At 67.8% G+C, this 14,676-nt stretch carries 15 protein-coding genes and 4 pseudogenes; 13 read left to right on the top strand and 6 right to left on the bottom strand.

Annotation, left to right across the window (positions count from 1 at the left end):
* Positions 1–296 precede the first annotated feature (296 nt).
* A pseudogene (locus tag ABTY20_RS26955) lies at positions 297–659 on the bottom strand (transposase); the annotation flags it as partial.
* A 1,007-nt stretch (positions 660–1,666) separates the two neighbouring features.
* Between ABTY20_RS26955 and ABTY20_RS26950 the strand changes: the two are divergent.
* From ABTY20_RS26950 to ABTY20_RS26940, 3 genes are all read left to right on the top strand, one after another.
* Complete coding sequence (locus ABTY20_RS26950) at positions 1,667–2,626, top strand: NucA/NucB deoxyribonuclease domain-containing protein (RefSeq protein ID WP_351999640.1); 960 nt, start codon at positions 1,667–1,669, stop codon at positions 2,624–2,626.
* 105 nt (positions 2,627–2,731) lie between these two features.
* Positions 2,732–3,355, top strand: a complete 624-nt coding sequence (locus ABTY20_RS26945) for a DUF6461 domain-containing protein (RefSeq protein WP_351999639.1) — start codon at positions 2,732–2,734, stop codon at positions 3,353–3,355.
* A gap of 476 nt (positions 3,356–3,831) precedes the next feature.
* Positions 3,832–3,978 (top strand): hypothetical protein, encoded by a 147-nt coding sequence (locus tag ABTY20_RS26940; RefSeq protein WP_351999638.1) that lies wholly within the window; start codon positions 3,832–3,834, stop codon positions 3,976–3,978.
* Between the two features lie 171 nt (positions 3,979–4,149).
* Here ABTY20_RS26940 and ABTY20_RS26935 read toward each other — a convergent pair.
* Together ABTY20_RS26935 and ABTY20_RS26930 are read right to left on the bottom strand one after the other, a co-directional pair.
* Positions 4,150–4,856 (bottom strand): annotated as a pseudogene (locus ABTY20_RS26935) (IS6 family transposase).
* A gap of 63 nt (positions 4,857–4,919) precedes the next feature.
* Positions 4,920–5,386 (bottom strand): annotated as a pseudogene (locus ABTY20_RS26930) (IS6 family transposase); the annotation flags it as partial.
* A 55-nt stretch (positions 5,387–5,441) separates the two neighbouring features.
* Between ABTY20_RS26930 and ABTY20_RS26925 the strand changes: the two are divergent.
* The 3 genes from ABTY20_RS26925 to ABTY20_RS26915 all read left to right on the top strand — a co-directional run bounded on the left by ABTY20_RS26925 (position 5,442) and on the right by ABTY20_RS26915 (position 8,475).
* Positions 5,442–5,585, top strand: coding sequence for a hypothetical protein (locus ABTY20_RS26925; protein ID WP_351999637.1), 144 nt, complete (start codon positions 5,442–5,444; stop codon positions 5,583–5,585).
* Between the two features lie 407 nt (positions 5,586–5,992).
* On the top strand, positions 5,993–7,801 hold the full coding sequence (locus ABTY20_RS26920) for a TnsB C-terminal domain-containing protein (RefSeq protein WP_351999636.1): 1,809 nt from the start codon (positions 5,993–5,995) through the stop codon (positions 7,799–7,801).
* Positions 7,795–8,475: an ATP-binding protein gene (locus tag ABTY20_RS26915; RefSeq protein WP_351999635.1), complete on the top strand. Its 681-nt coding sequence runs from the start codon at positions 7,795–7,797 to the stop codon at positions 8,473–8,475. Before ABTY20_RS26920 ends, ABTY20_RS26915 begins: the two co-directional genes overlap by 7 nt.
* Here the strand turns inward: ABTY20_RS26915 and ABTY20_RS26910 are convergent.
* From ABTY20_RS26910 to ABTY20_RS26900, 3 genes are read right to left on the bottom strand one after another with little or no spacing between them, the layout of a single operon-like run.
* Positions 8,458–8,952: an IS3 family transposase gene (locus ABTY20_RS26910; protein WP_351999642.1), complete on the bottom strand. Its 495-nt coding sequence runs from the start codon at positions 8,950–8,952 to the stop codon at positions 8,458–8,460. The genes ABTY20_RS26915 and ABTY20_RS26910 overlap by 18 nt on opposite strands.
* 9 nt (positions 8,953–8,961) lie before the next feature.
* The gene (locus ABTY20_RS26905) at positions 8,962–9,399 is read right to left on the bottom strand and encodes an IS3 family transposase (protein ID WP_351999634.1); all 438 of its coding nucleotides are present in this window, start codon (positions 9,397–9,399) and stop codon (positions 8,962–8,964) included.
* A complete protein-coding gene (locus ABTY20_RS26900) occupies positions 9,396–9,704 on the bottom strand; it encodes a transposase (protein WP_351999633.1) in 309 nt (102 codons plus the stop codon). Before ABTY20_RS26900 ends, ABTY20_RS26905 begins: the two co-directional genes overlap by 4 nt.
* A 327-nt stretch (positions 9,705–10,031) precedes the next feature.
* Between ABTY20_RS26900 and ABTY20_RS26895 the strand changes: the two genes are divergently transcribed.
* From ABTY20_RS26895 to ABTY20_RS26865, 7 genes and pseudogenes are all read left to right on the top strand, one after another.
* Complete coding sequence (locus tag ABTY20_RS26895; protein ID WP_351999632.1) at positions 10,032–10,340, top strand: hypothetical protein; 309 nt, start codon at positions 10,032–10,034, stop codon at positions 10,338–10,340.
* A gap of 265 nt (positions 10,341–10,605) precedes the next feature.
* Positions 10,606–10,908, top strand: coding sequence for a hypothetical protein (locus ABTY20_RS26890; protein WP_351999631.1), 303 nt, complete (start codon positions 10,606–10,608; stop codon positions 10,906–10,908).
* 82 nt (positions 10,909–10,990) lie between these two features.
* Positions 10,991–11,587 carry a hypothetical protein gene (locus ABTY20_RS26885; protein ID WP_351999630.1) on the top strand — a complete coding sequence of 199 codons (597 nt, stop codon included), beginning with the start codon at positions 10,991–10,993 and terminating at the stop codon, positions 11,585–11,587.
* A gap of 32 nt (positions 11,588–11,619) precedes the next feature.
* The gene (locus ABTY20_RS26880) at positions 11,620–11,979 is read left to right on the top strand and encodes a WD40 repeat domain-containing protein (RefSeq protein ID WP_351999629.1); all 360 of its coding nucleotides are present in this window, start codon (positions 11,620–11,622) and stop codon (positions 11,977–11,979) included.
* 281 nt (positions 11,980–12,260) lie between these two features.
* The gene (locus ABTY20_RS26875) at positions 12,261–13,193 is read left to right on the top strand and encodes a transposase (protein WP_351999628.1); all 933 of its coding nucleotides are present in this window, start codon (positions 12,261–12,263) and stop codon (positions 13,191–13,193) included.
* Between the two features lie 451 nt (positions 13,194–13,644).
* Positions 13,645–13,800: pseudogene (locus ABTY20_RS26870) on the top strand (IS5/IS1182 family transposase); the annotation flags it as partial.
* Positions 13,801–14,004: 204 nt separating this feature from the next.
* Positions 14,005–14,577: a snapalysin family zinc-dependent metalloprotease gene (locus ABTY20_RS26865; RefSeq protein ID WP_351999627.1), complete on the top strand. Its 573-nt coding sequence runs from the start codon at positions 14,005–14,007 to the stop codon at positions 14,575–14,577.
* Positions 14,578–14,676 lie beyond the last annotated feature (99 nt).

Below are 14,676 nucleotides of genomic sequence, written 5' to 3'. Positions count from 1 at the left end.
CAGGGAGCAGTCACCGGCAGGCGGTGCACCCGGGGGAGCAGAACCCGCGCACTCAACTGCGGAGATCCCCTACACCACACAGCGGGACGCCATCGGTCGGCTCAGGTGCACCGCAGCAACGCACACGCTTGTAGGGCCGCGGCCCGAGCATCGGCGGTTCCCAGGCAGTCACAATTCGCAGAGCGTCCGGTACGTGAGAAACCGTCACGCCCAAAACCATCACGTGATCGCTTTGATGACCCTGCCATAGCCATCAGCGCCTTCGCCTGCCTCCGGGCCGTGCAGGCCGACGGCGTCGACGCCGCCCGTGATTTTGCGGACAGGGCCTTCGGCCCGGCTGCGGCGAGGGCGTCGACGAGCCGGGAGACCGTGGGGTCGGAGGCCACCGGCCCGAACGCGCCGGGCTCGGCCCGCAGCGTCCCGACATCCGCGAGGCAGTCCCCGCCCAGCGCGACCGTGAGGGCCACGTCCAGGAGGATCTTGCCTGGATCGTGCACCGCCCGCGGCCGTCGCCATGGCGCAAGCGCCGCCGATATCGCCTGGTCCAGCCCGGTCTTGCGGACCGTCTCGACCAGCAGCACGGCCCCGGCCTGGGACACCACCCCACGGCCACCGCCCTCGATGCGGACGCGTGGGTAGGACCCGATACGCTTCTTCACCTGAGAAGTGCCTCCGGCAGTGGCAGGAACAAGGACCTCGACAATCCTCATTCTTGCTGGTCAGAGGCACTTTTCGCTTACCTGCCCACCCGTCGGACAGCCCGCTCCATGAAAGCGCGAGGCTAACGCGAATCGCAGGATTTACACCCAGTGCAATTGGCAAAGATCAGCCAACCCGAGAAATCCCGCCAAAGCATCACTTGCCGTTACTCCGAACCGTGAAGCGAAGACTGTGAGGTGGCACTGGAATTACATCCTCCATACCCTCCGTGCCACAGGCGCGGAGGGTATGGGTAGGGGGTGCGGGCGCTACATTTCCAATTACAAGGATTTGCCAGTCGGGATTTTCTCGGCTGACCTTTTCACCTGGATTAGAGTCGACCCGCCGCCGACCTCACCCGTCACATTGAGAACCAACGCCGGTGGCGACAGTCCACCGAGGGTGCCCACCGTTGGCGTTTACTTAAAATTTTACCGCCATTATCCCCGATGATGCATTGGTCACACGCTGCATAATGGATCGTTGACACGATGATCACTGCGTGATCTCCTGACCACCGCAAGTAGGCACGTCCATCATGACCGCGCTACTAGGGGAGTAACGTGCGGGAAAGACGTAAATGGCCTCTGACGCTGGCAATAGCATCGACGCTTGCGATGCTGCTACCGGCTCAAGCGATCGCCATCACGCAAGCTCAGGGCGAAACTGCAGCGCCCCTGTCGATACAGATACCTGAAGGCTTCACGCCTCCACGGGCGCCCCCGACTTCGGAGTCAGCCAAGGTCGAGCCGGCCAAGGAGAGCTGCTCACCGACCGAACCGGGGTCGGCCGACCAGCGCGCCGGGGTCGCTGAAATCTGCACGTCCATCGCGTCCGCAGCACCGCAGGCGCCCGCCGCCAAGGCGCTCCGCGCAAACGAGGTTCAGGCAGAGGGGGGTATTGCGAAACCTCGGATCCGGGTACTTGGCACTTCGAGCGGTTGAAGTACTGCCTCGAGGAAATGACGGTGGAGTTCACCCTTCGCGGTGAGCAGGACCAGGTCCTCGGCACGGCAAACCTCTACATCAACACCACCGCCAAGCTGGACCCGCGTAAAGGCACGTGGTCGGAGAGCATGAAGGTGGAGTTTGACGGAAGTCGAGACCCAGCGGCGGCCGTGCAGCATCTCAACGTGTCCGCTGACGTCTCGTGCGATCTGAATTGCAAGACGACGCAAAAAAGCCCTTGGACTGGCGCCAAAACTCTAAGCAACGCGAATGATTTGACTGAGGGGACGGTCGCCTACTCCGACGTTCCCGATGTCGACGAGAAGGATTTCACCGAGATCAAGTACCATCTGTACATCACGCACACCGGGTCGACACCCACAAAGCCCAACGTGGAATGGACGATGCCGCGTTACGTGCGCTGCAACACTCATCTCACCGACACGGGCAACGAGAGCACTGGATGCGCGCTGCCCAGCATTACGCCGCCCGACATGGAGCTGCCGATCAGCACGTACGGCGCCGCAGCCGTAACCTATGGCTTCGGGCAATATGCTCTTCCCGACGGGTGGGGCTACCGCAAGCCGATGCAGCGCGCCCTCGACGGCGATGAAAGGCGCAAGTACACCTGCGGCTACAAGAGCACCGTCGAGTTCGTCCACAAGCCCGACATAGTGCCCGACGACTCGTGCGACGAGTATCCCTTCGCCTCAACCAAGCAAGGTGGCACCGACGGGGCACTCTGTGCCGAAATCACTCCGCTCCTCGAGGACGACGGAAAATACCATGTGTATGATTCCGATCCGTCCAGGCCCGTCACTGGCAAGGAGCCCTGCGTGCGCGGCCACGTGCCCGGGAGCTTGAACGGGATTGCCGGCACCGCGTACTCCAACTACATCCAGGACTGGCGACTGATGGAGGATGACAGCTTCTGGGTGAGTATCCCCGATTTCTACGAAAAGGTTAAAACCGGCGAATAAAACGGCGACGGAATTGTGATCGTCGACTGACGGCATGACCAACTTCGTCCGCCCGCGGCTATGAATGCCGGGGCGGGCGAGGGCATAAATATTGATTGGAACAAAATGGCCAGCACCTGGACCTTGGACATGTCACAGAACTTCTGCCTGACTGTTAGTTTGCGCAGGAGTGCAGAAGAGGTCGCCGGAATCTACGGAGCCGACGCGGACAGGTTCAGTTGGGTGCCTTTGCGAGAGGCCCCCGAAGCTCCACGATCGGGCACCTTGCTACGCGCCGGCGTTTTGGGCGAGTGGGCTTTCTGCATCGAGTTCGAAAACCCTATCGGGTTCACGTATGCCATCATGCGCGACCTGTCGGCGCAGACTGAATGCCTCGTTCTGCTCACGACAGAGAAAGGGCTGACAGTGTTCTCCAGCGTTGTGGACGGCGAAGTGGTCGAGCGATTCGAGCCCGGGTACCCACCCAGCACTCAAGGCCGTAGCCCGCACGGCTACGCCGACGAGATACACGGGCTCGTCGAGGACGGATTGGGCCCGGTAGCGGCGTCTCTCAGGTCCATCGCCCTGCGCGTCGGCCACAGCCTCACGACGGAGATTTTGCACGGACCGTTGCTCTCTGTCGTTATTGACGATTTCGACCGACAAGCACTCGATCACCCCGACCCCCCGCTTCTGTTTCCGGCGCCTCCACCGGGTGGCTCCGGCCCGCTAGGCCGACGGCTGTTGTAGCCCGTCAACCTCAATGAGGCCCGTGCATCGTAAAACGTGCAGGTGAGGTGGGCTGATGTGCGGGCGAGTCGCCGTGCTCGCACTGGTCGGCGACGGGTGCCCATGGTGAAGATCGTCTGTCCTGTCGGCTGAGGCGGTTCTCGGCTTCCGCTGCGCTCCTGCCGGGACCGCTTCTACGGTCCGTGACCGGGGCGGTACGCAGTGGGATTGCGGGAGGGCGCAGGGTATGGGAGACCTGGAGCGGATCATCGCTCGCCGCAGTGAACTGGACGTGCCAGCAGAGGAGTTGACCATGCAGATGCAGGAGGTCCAGGCCGAGCGGGTCCTGAACCGGCTGGCCGAAGCGGAAGCAGCCGTGGTCGCCTCCCCGGTGCCCGCGCGAGTGGCGGGAAGGCCGGTCCTGCTGATCCCGCACCGCGGCGAGGGCCTTGACGAGGCCTCGCTGCCCGGCGATCGCCCGGGCAGCGGACGGTCCGGTGCAGGTCAGGGTAGTGGGCGAGGCACTCGGGCTGGAGGTGGCGGTGCGCGGGAAGCTGGAACCGCTACGGGCGAAAATGACCAAGCTCGCCGATCGCGGCTGGCTGCACAAACGGCCCGACGGACGGTTCACCGCACACCGGTAGCCACACCGGAATGGAGCGTCGGGGCGTAACCGATGGGCCTCCGAAGACAGTTGACGTGTTTTGTGAAGAACAACCACAGCCCCGTCGAGGACCCTGACGGGCGCTGTCACGTTGTTGGGTGGGTAGCTGTCTGATGGTGCGTCGTGGTGTGGTGGAGCCGGTTCCGGGTGCTCAGGCCGTGGTGGGGAGGCCGGCGACTCCGGTGATCTGCTCCCAGATTGCAAAGCGGACGGTCATTTCGGCGCGGTAGTGGTATGCGGGCATCAGATGGCGGCGGGGCCGGAAGTGAGGTGAGATGCCGCTGAACGCGGACAGAAACCGCTGGGCTCCGCCCACGGAGCGGAAGTTTTTCATCGCGCGTTCGCGCTGCCTCGTTGGCTGGTGGCTGTTCTCCGCCCTGTTGTTCAGGCCCTTGTGTGAGCGATGCTTCACGGAGGGCATGACCTCACGGTGGGCGGCGCCGTAGGAGCGGAGCTTGTCGGTGATGATCACTCTGGGCACCGTGCGGGTCTTTTTGAGGAGCCTGCGGAAGAAGCGTCGGGCTGCGGCCTTGTCCCGCCGGTTCTGCACGAGGATGTCGAGGACGTGCCCGTCCTGGTCGACGGCACGCCACAGATACTGCAACCGCCCGTTGATCTTCACGAAGACCTCGTCCAGGTGCCATTTGTCGCCCGGCCTCGCATTCCGTTGGCGTAGGCCTGGCCGAACTTGGCGCACCAGCGGCGGACCGTCTCATGGGAGACGAGGATGCCGCGCTGAAGCATGAGCTCCTCGACCTCACGGAAGCTGAGCGGGAAGCGGAAGTACAGCCACACACAGTGGGAGATGACCTCCACCGGGTACCGGTGCCCCTGGTACGACGGCGGCGCGGACGACACGAGCGAACCCTCCCCGGCACGATCGACCACAAGATCATCCCACGCCGGTCAGCCAACGTGACAACGCCGCGAGCGGTGCTCGACGGAGGGCATGACCTCGCGGTGGGCCGCGCCATAGGAGCGGAGCTTGTCAGTGACGACCACCCGGGGCACCGCGCGCGTCTTCTTCAACAGGCGGCGGAAGAACCGCCGGGCCGCAACGGTGTCCCGGCGGTTCTGCACGAGGATGTCCAGCACCATCCCGTCCTGGTCGACGGCCCGCCACAGGTACTTCTGCTCTCCGTTGATCTTCACGAAGACCTCGTCCAGGTGCCATTTGTCGCCCGGCCTCGCATGCCGTTGGCGTAGGCCTGGCCGAACTTGGCGCACCAGCGGCGGACCGTCTCATGGGAGACGAGGATGCCGCGCTGAAGCATGAGCTCCTCGACCTCACGGAAGCTGAGCGGGAAGCGAAAGTACAGCCACACGCAGTGGGAGATGACCTCCACCGGGTACCGATGCCCTCTGTACGACGGTGGCGCGCTGCCCACGGACGGCTCCTCCTCGTACGACCAACCCGAAAATCCTCCCACCCGGTCAGCCAACGTGACAGCGCCCGTACGCAGGGTCGGGGATCCGCTGATGGTGCTGCCCGCGCTGTTCCATGCGCTGTGGGCGGGGCGGCTGGCGGCGGACCTGGGGGCGCCGGTGCATGAGCGGATGCCGGTGTGGGCGCAGGCCGCAGAGTGAGGGCGGGCAGCAGAGTGCCGGGCAGGCCGGTGGTGGAGCTGGGGCGCCAGGTGCGGTTCGGGGGGCGTGCCTGGGCGGTTGGGGCTCTTGCTGACGGTCAGGTGCGGCTGGTCACCGAGGACGGTGAAGTAGCGGCGGTTTTGCTGTCGCTGCTGTTCGCCGATGCGGGATTCGAAGTCCTGGACGCGCCAAGAGTGCCCAGGGTGCCGCCGCTGGGCTTGCTGGAGTCGTTGCCCGAGGCGGTGCGGGAACGAGCTCTGGCGTGGGAGCGGCATGTGCGGGAGGTGGAGACGGGGCGGCCGGGCGGGCCGGGTGCGGCAGGTCCGCCGCGAGCGGAGTACGCCCCGTAGGCGCGGACGCTGGCACAGCGTGAGGAGGCGAAGGCGTCGGAGCTGTCGGCGGCCGGCATGCCCACCAGCGCGGTGACGGTGCGGCGGATGCGGGCCCGCTACCGGCAGGACGGGGTGTGGGGACTGGTGGACCACCGGGCCACCCGGCCGCGGACGGCGCTGGGGCGTGCGGACGAGCGGGTGGTGGCCGCCCTGCGGGAGGTTGTGGAGACCGGGCGGGAGCGCTCCAGCGGGACGCTGGGGCGGCTTCGGGTATACACCGAGCGGCTGCTGGCCGAGCAGTACGGGGCCGAGGTGGTGCCGCTGCCCTCGAGGGCGACGTTCAACCGGCTCGTGCACGCCCTCGCCGACGGCCGCGGGCTGCTGGGCAGTGCGCGGCAGCGCCACTGGCGCTCAGCGAGGTCGGCTCCCCCGTTCGTCCCGACGACGGTGATGGCGCCGGGTGAGCTGGTGATGATAGGCAGCACCGTGCTGGACGCCTTCGTGGTCCTCGACGACGGGGTGGTGGAGCGTCCGGAGCTGACCATCGCGCTGGATGTGGCCACCCGCACCATCTGCGCGGCCGTGCTGCGTGCGAAAGGGACCCGCAGCGTGGACGCGGCGCAGCTGCTGGCGCAGATGATGGTCCCGGCGCCGATGCGGCCCACCTGGGCCGAGGCGCTGGCGATGGAACACTCGGTGGTGCCCTACGAGCGGCTGCTGAGCGTGGACGCCCGGCTCGAAGGCACCGCGGCGCGGCCGGTGATCGCCCCGCAGACCATCGTGGTCGACCAGGGCAATGTGTTCATCTCGTCCTCGTTCATCGCCGCCTGCGAGTCGCTGGGCATTTCCGTGCAGCCCGCGCCGCCGGGCAACGGGCCGGCCAAGGGGCACGTGGAGCGCACCTTCTCCTCGATCAACACGCTGTTTGTACAGCATGTCGCCGGCTACACGGCCTCGCATGCCGGCGAGCGCGGGAATCACCCCGCGGGCGAAGCGGTGTGGACGCTGGCCCAGCTGGCCGAGATGTTCCAGGAGTGGATCATCTGCGGGTGGCAGGGACGTGAGCACGACGGGCTGCGGCACCCGATGATGCCCCGCTGCGCGCTGTCGCCGAACGAGATGTGGGCGGCGCTGGTCGCCGTGTGCGGGTACGTCCCGGTGCCGCTGGGCCGCGAGGACTACATCGAGCTGATGCCCGTCAAGCGGCAGAAGATCAACGACTACGGCATCCGCATCGACTACCGCACCTACGACCACAAAGCCCTCACCCCCCACCGCGGCGAACGCTCGCCAGCAGGGGACGGACTGTGGGAGATCCACTACGACCCGCACGCGCCCGGCCAGATCTGGGTACGCCTGCCCAACCCCGGCCAGGCCCAGCAAGGGGGGAGCTGGGAGACGGTGCCATGGGTCCACCACACCCTGGTCACCGCCCCGTTCACCGACTTCACCTGGCAGCACATCCGGCGCACCGTCGCCCGATGCGGCAGCCGCGTCCAGCACGAACACGACCTGGCCCTCGCCTTGCGCGAGTTGCTCGAGCGCGCCGCTGCGGGTCGGGGCAGCCACCTGGAGAAGGTCGTCACCGCCCGGGCCCGTGCCGGCACCGCGAACAATGGCGGCGCGGTGTGGGGGCTCCTGTACGGACAGCAGCCGGAGGCCAGGGCGCTCGAGCCTGTCGACAAGGACGTCTTCGACGACAGCGAGGACGACGAGGACGACGAGGAGCACCTGACCGACGACGACGCCGTGGGCGCCTGGCCGGCTGAAGACGCACGGACGAGCGCCTCCTCAACGGCTCCAGTGCAGGAAACCGGCGTACCTGCTCCGCGCCGTGCCCAGGTCACGGTCTACGACCCCTTCGAGGAATCCCTGCGATGGTGAGCCCGCTCTCCAACGATGCTGTCGGGTTCGCCCCGCTGGTCCCTCCGACCGCGTGGCAGGGCTGGGATGCCTTCGTCCACCGAGCCCCTGCGCCCGCGCGCGACGCCGACGACCCCGCCTGGTCCCAGGCGGAGCGCGAGGACTACCACTCCGAACTCGCCGTCATGCGCACCCCCGCCATGGACAGCGTTTTCACCGCCGTACGCCGGCTGCTGCTGGTCAACCGCTGCCAGCAGGCCGGCGCCCGCCGCGGGTGGATCATCTCCGGCCCTGCAGCCACGGGTAAGACCACCACGATGATGGCGCTCGGGCGTTCCTTCCAGCTGGCCGACGCCCGCCAGCACCCAGGACAGGCAGAGCGCCGGCCCGTGCTGTTCATCAGCGTGCCGCCGGCCGCCACCCCCAAGATGCTCGTCAGCGAGTTCGCCCGGTTCCTCGGCATGCCCATCACCGACCGCCTCAGCCAGACCCAGATCACCAGCGCCGTGTGCGACCTGCTGTGCGAGCTGGGCACCCAGCTGGTTCTCATCGACGACGTCCACCTCCTGGACACCCAGCGGCGCGCCGGTGCGGAAACCTCCGACCAGCTCAAGTACCTCGGCGAACGCATCCCGGCCACCTTCGTGTACTCCGCGATCGACGTTGAGGTTCCCCCGCTATGCGGGAGTTGCTGACTGGCTGGTCAGGGCCGTTTGGCGTGGTTTCAGGTTCACCGGTTCGGCCGGTTCCTGGTTGGCGTAGTGCTTCTCCTCGAACTCGATGGGGCTGAGGTAGCCGAGGCGTTTTTGGATGCGGCGGGGGTTGTAGAGGCCGTCGAGGTATTCGAAGAGCGCGAGGTTCGCCTCGGCCCGGGTGGCGAAGGTCCGGCCGCGGATGCACTCGGTCTTGACCAGCATCCACAGGTTCTCGGCGAGGGCGTTGTCATAGGAGTTCCCGACGGAACCCATGGACGCCTCGATCCCTGCTTTCACCAGGCGTGTGGTGAGCTTCACGGACGTGTACTGACAGCCGTGATCCGCATGATGGATCAAATGGCCGGGTTCGACCTCCCGGGATGGGAGGGCGTACTCGAGGCAGGTCAGCACGAGGTCGGCGTCCGCGTGGGCGGAGGCCTCCCAGGCCACGACCCGGCGGGAGAACGCGTCCCGGATCGCTGACAGTCACAGGGGTCCCTCGAGGGTCGTGATCATGGTCAGGTCGGTGACCCACAGCCGGTTCGGCGCGTCGGCGGTGAAGTTGCGCCTGACCAGGTCGAGGGCTGGGTCGGCGTCGGGGTCGCGGCGGATGAAGCCCTTGCCGTGCCGGCGCGGGCTAATCCCGGCGAGGCCGGCTTCGCGCATGAGCCGCTCGACTCTTTTCCGGCCGACGTGAACGTCCTGCCGTTTGAGGACGGCATGGACGCGGGGAGAGCCGTAGATTCCGGCAGAGTCGGCGTGGATCTGCTGGATCTGCCGGGTCAGCTCGGTGTCCCGGCGGCGCCGTTCGCACGGCGGTCTCTTCGCCCGGCGCCATCGGTAGTAGGTCGAGGAGGGAATGCGGAGTTCCCGGAGGGTGGGCTCGACCTCCAGGCGGTCGTGCTCGTCGAAGAGCGCGGTCACCTGGGCCGGGTCGGGTCGAGCTGTGCCGCGAAGAAAGCCGAGGCCGTCCGCAGGGTCTCGTTGGACCGCTTGAGCTGGGCGTTCTCCTTGCGCAGCGCGGCGAGCTCCGCGCGTTCGTCGCTGGTGAGCAGGTCGTCGCGTTCGCCGGCGTCGGCCTCGGCCTGGCGGATCCAGCCGCGCAGGGCCTCGTGGTACACGCCGAGCTCCTCGGCCATGCAGCGGATCACGGGCTCGGGCTCCGACGCGCGGTACATCCGCACCGCACGCTCACGCAACTCCAGCGGGTACTTCCTCGGGGCAGGCATCAGCAGGGCTCCTCTCGGTGAGTCCCATATGACCCGCTGTCATCATCCCCAGCATCTCGGGGGAACCTCACCCCCCGGCGGACGGTACCTGCTCACCCTGACCCCGAAAACCTACGCCGGCACCGGCGTCCAAGCCGTCCACCCCGACCGGTAACCGTCACCGGTACCGCACCCTCGGTAGCGTCGCCCTGGGAGGCAGCCGACGCGCTGCGTGTCTGGTGCCAGGGACCCAGTGGCCAGGGACCCAGTGACAGGGCGGTACGCCTCGCCAGGGAACATCCGAAGTGCACAGGGGAGGCGGCAGCGAGAGCGGGCACTCGGGACGGCATGGACGACAACGACAGGCAGCAGATCGGCGACCAGCAGCGCGGGACGGTGGAGCGGCTGGTGAGGGCGTGGCTGGCCGAGACCGAACATCACGACCATGACGCCGCCGGCGAGGCCCGTGCCGGCTGGGAACAAGGCTCCCTCCCTGAACCGGCTGCACAAGACCTGGCCACGTGGGTCACCGCACGCGTCACGAACACGGCGTTCAACGAGGACGAGGGCCCGCACGTCGAAAGCGACGTCCGCATCACACCGGCGGATAAGGACACCGTGCACCGCTGGCTGCGGTCGCAGGGGCACTCAGTCTGACCGACCACGGCGGCGATCCAACCGAAGACACGGAGACCGGTAACGCCCCCGGCACCCGGCTCTCGCATCCGACCGGAGCCGCCGATGGGCGGGCCGGTGGCCGTCAAGGTCGCCGAAGGCGTGCTGGGCATCGAGGGCGCCGTCCCACAACTTCCCCGACGCCTTGTCCTCCCGCGTTCCCGACACCTTCGCTCGCCGAGGCGGCAGCGGCCTGAACTGCGAAGATTCCTTGCCTGAGGTGAGGATGGCAACCGATCATTCGCTCATGAGACCTGAAGTGCAGACGTTCGTCGCCGACGGCCCGCTCCCCGATTGGGACACGAGCGAAGAAGAGATCGACCGGCGCGTCCAGCAGCTCAACGCGATCCTGAAGCCGGTCACCGGAGAGGAAGCGAAAGCGCTGGTCACCTGCTTCGGCCCGGACGACTGCTACGGCGTCGCCTGGACGCTCCTGCACCTCATCGAGACCGGCCCCAACCCCGTCCTGACCATCGACCCAGGACCGGACGCCAACGAGTGGCACCAGCGGCTCCACCTCCGCGCCATGAACGGAGGGCTCACCCCCTGACCTTGACGGCATAGCAACGTGAGGTGTTTGGGAGGACACCGCCGCCCACAGCACGGAATCCCACCATGGAGACGATGATCCGATGAAGCGCCGCAACCTGCTGCGCGGCGCGCTGGCCGCCGGCCTCACCGCTCCGGCCCTCACCGCGCTCACCGCCGCCCGGACCGACATCGTCCAGACCCTCTCCCCCGACGCTCCTCAGAACCTGGCCGACCTGGTCGGCGACTTCACGGCCCTGCGCCCGCTGCTCACCGTCCCGCAGCCCGCACCGGTCCGGACGCGGTTGTGTCACACGGCCGGACAGATGGCCGGGATGACCGCAATCGTCTTACACGACCTGGGCAGCCGCCGGGAGTCCCGCGCCTGGTTCGCCACCGCCGCCAGAGTCGCCATCGAATCCGGCGACGACCAGCTGCACGCCTGGGTCCTCGCCCGAGAGGCGATGGTTCCGCTCAACTATCGGGACGAGGTTCGGTCCGTGGCCTTCAGTGCGGACGGACGGCTGCTGGCCAGCGCGGGGGGGGCGGCGACGAGCGCGTCATCCTCTGGGACACCACCTCTCCGGACCACCCCGTCGAGCGTGCGGACTGGCAGGCGCACAGCACGACCGCTCTCTCCGTTGCCTTCAACCCGCGCACCGGCGTCCTCGCCACGTCCGGCGGCGGGGACCGGCCAGTGAAACTGTGGCGTGTCGCGGGGACGCGCCAACCGGTGCTGCTCGCCGCGCTTGACGGGCCCACCGACGTGGTCGGCAGTGTGGGTTTCAGCCCCGACGGCCGCCTGCTGACGGCGGGTAGTGACGACCGTACTGCCCGGATCTGGCGAGTGCCGCCAGACGGACGGCCCCGGCGAGAGGCCGTGCTCACGGGATTCACCACAGCGGTATTGGGCGTCAGGTTCACTCCGGACGGCAAGCAGGTGGTCACCGGTGTCTTCGACGGGACCGCCCATACCCTGTCGGCCGACTTCGGCCGGGCCATCGCCCACGCGTGCAGCTACGCGGGCCGACCCTTGACCCACGAGCGGTGGCGGCGCTATCTGAGCAAAGTGCCCTACCGTCGGCCGTGCTGACGACGTCGCACCACGCACCGTGGTGCGCGCCATCGCGCCGCACCGGATGCGCCCAGCACGATGAGGCCCAGCCCCTGTGAAGACGGCCCATGGATGGCGGCCCCGGCTTCGATGTCGAAGGGAACATCTGTGAGCTGTTCGCTCGCCGCCGCTGAGCTTGGCGTTTAACATCGCCCGTCACTCGTCCTGCTGACCTGCGGTTCTTCCCAGGACAGCGGAGGCGGCCGTTCTCCACGCTTCGAGATGTCGAGTCACGAAGAACGGGAGAACGGCCGCTGCACATGAGTCTGTCCGTCGATGTGCCCGGAAGCGAGGCGTTGGACCTGTTGTCCCGCTTTCGGGCCGAGTTTTATGAGTGTCTTTACCAGCGGGCAGATGCGCTCTTCGAGCTCACCGACGCGGTGCTGTGCACGGACGGGCCGGTGAAGACGCTGGTCGAGCTGTCCCTGGCAGTCGAGCACCGGCGCGGGCACGGAGCACTGTACGCCGCGCTGGACCGGGGCTGGCTGGAGCCGGCGCGGTTGCGCCGCGTGCTGGCCGGCCTGCCGCTGCCGAGGGCGGCCGACGGACGGATCGTGCTCGCTGTGGATGTGTCGCACTGGCTCCGGCCCGATGCGCCGACCAGTGATCAGCGGTTGTTCTGTCACGTCCACGGACGCGGTGACCGCAAGACGGATCAGTTCGTGCCGGGCTGGCCGTACTCCTTCGTCGCCGCCCTGGAAACGGGCCGCACTTCCTGGGTCGCACTCCTGGATGCGGTCCGCCTGGGTCCGGCGGATGACGCCACTCAGGTCACAGCCCGCCAACTCCGCGACGTGGCAGCCCGGTTGATTGCGGCCGGGTACTGGCGGCCGGGCGATGCCGAGGTCCTGATCGTCATGGACTCCGGCTACGACACCGCCTACCTCACCCACGCCCTGGCGGACCTCCCGGTGGTGCGGTCGGACGTCTGCGTTCGGACCGCGTCATGCTCCGCGCTGCCGGCCCCACCCGCTCCGGACCGCGCGGCGGGCGCCCCCGCCGACAGGGCGGCGTCCTCGCCCTTGCCGAACCCGACACCTGGCACACCCCCGACGTCACTACCTCCACCGACACCACCCGCTACGGCACCGCCGAGGCGACGGCCTGGGACCGGATGCACCCCAGACTCACCCACCGCGGCCCCCGGCTGGAGCACGCCCACGAAGAACTGCCCATCCTCCACGGCACATTGATCCGGCTGAAGGTCGAGCACCTGCCGGGCGACCGCAACCCCAAACCCGTCTGGCTGTGGTCCTCGGCACACAGCGCCACATCTGTGGACATCGACCGCTGGTGGCAGTCATTCCTGCGCAGATTCGACCTGGAACACACCTTCCGACTCATGAAACAGACCCTCGGCTGGACCGCCCCGAAGACCCGCCACGCAGACACCGCCGACCTGTGGACCTGGCTCGTCATCGCCGCCCACACCCAACTCCGCCTCGCTCGGCCCCTGACGGAGGACCTGCGCCGGCCCTGGGAACGTCACACCGAACCTCGCCGCCTCACCCCCGCCCGGGTGAGGCGAGGGTTTCGCAACGTCCGCGCGGCGGCTGCCCGTCCGACAGCCGCACCAAAACCGTCCCGATCCGGCCCAGGACGCCCACCCGGCTCCCGCAACAAGCAGCGAGCCAGACACCACGAGACCGGGAGGCCTACCGCCGGCGCAACCTCGTCGAACGCTGCTTCAACCGGCTCAAGGGCTTCCGCGGCATCGCGACCAGGTACGACAAGACCGCCACCTCCTACGAGGCAGCGGTCAGTCTCGCGTCACTCTTGCTCTGGGCAAGATCCGTTTGAAGACGGACCCTAGTCCAACCCTCGCCGCAGAATGTGACGGAAAACCGACATGGCAGGTACATGACTGATCAAGGTGCCTCGGCGTATCCTCACATGAGCCCGGAGGGGCGGTCGACGGCGCGTCCGGCCCCACCGGACAGCTCAGCTGCTCCTCCGTACACCCGGCCCCGCCGGGGCCGGACTCCCCACGGAACAGGAGCAGCAATGCCCCTCACCACATGGATCAAGGCAGGCATGTCCGCGACGGCGCTCGTCCTCGCCTCGGCGGGCACCGCGTCCGCCGCCCCCGCCGAGCAGCCCGACGCCCGGGCGGCGGTGGTGACCCTCCGCTACGACGACAGCCGTGCCGCGGGCTGGGAAGCCGCCGTTGCGGCCGGAGTCGCCTCGTGGAACGCCAGCGTCACCAACGTGAAACTCGTGGAAGCAGCCCCCGGTGGCGCCGCCGAAATCGTGATCGTCGCGACGTCGGGCTGGCCCCAGGCCACCCTCGGCCCCGTCCGCCCCGGCCGCCAGGTCCGCGTCGAACTCGGCAGCCAGGCCGTGAACGACGGATACAACAAGACCCGGATCGCCGCCCACGAACTGGGGCATAGCCTCGGCCTGCCAGACACCAAGCCCGGCCCCTGCTCCCAGCTGATGTCCGGCTCCAGCGCCGGAACCGCCTGCACCAGCGCCGTCCCCAACGCCACCGAACGGTCCCGCGTGCAGTCCAACTACGCAAACGCCCTCGCCGCCTCCGTCGTCACTGACGGCCGAACCATGGTCGACGCGTCCTGAACCGACGTCCGCGACCCGACGCCCGGACAGAGCAGCGTCCCAGGAACTCAATCGCCTCATCGGGGAGCGCATCCACGATTTGTGGAAGGAGACCGGCGA

This window comes from Streptomyces sp. NPDC126497 (assembly GCF_040302425.1).
GTDB lineage: Bacteria > Actinomycetota > Actinomycetes > Streptomycetales > Streptomycetaceae > Streptomyces.
Note: the sequence above shows the minus strand (reverse complement) of the source record. Positions and strands in the feature narration are given on the sequence as shown.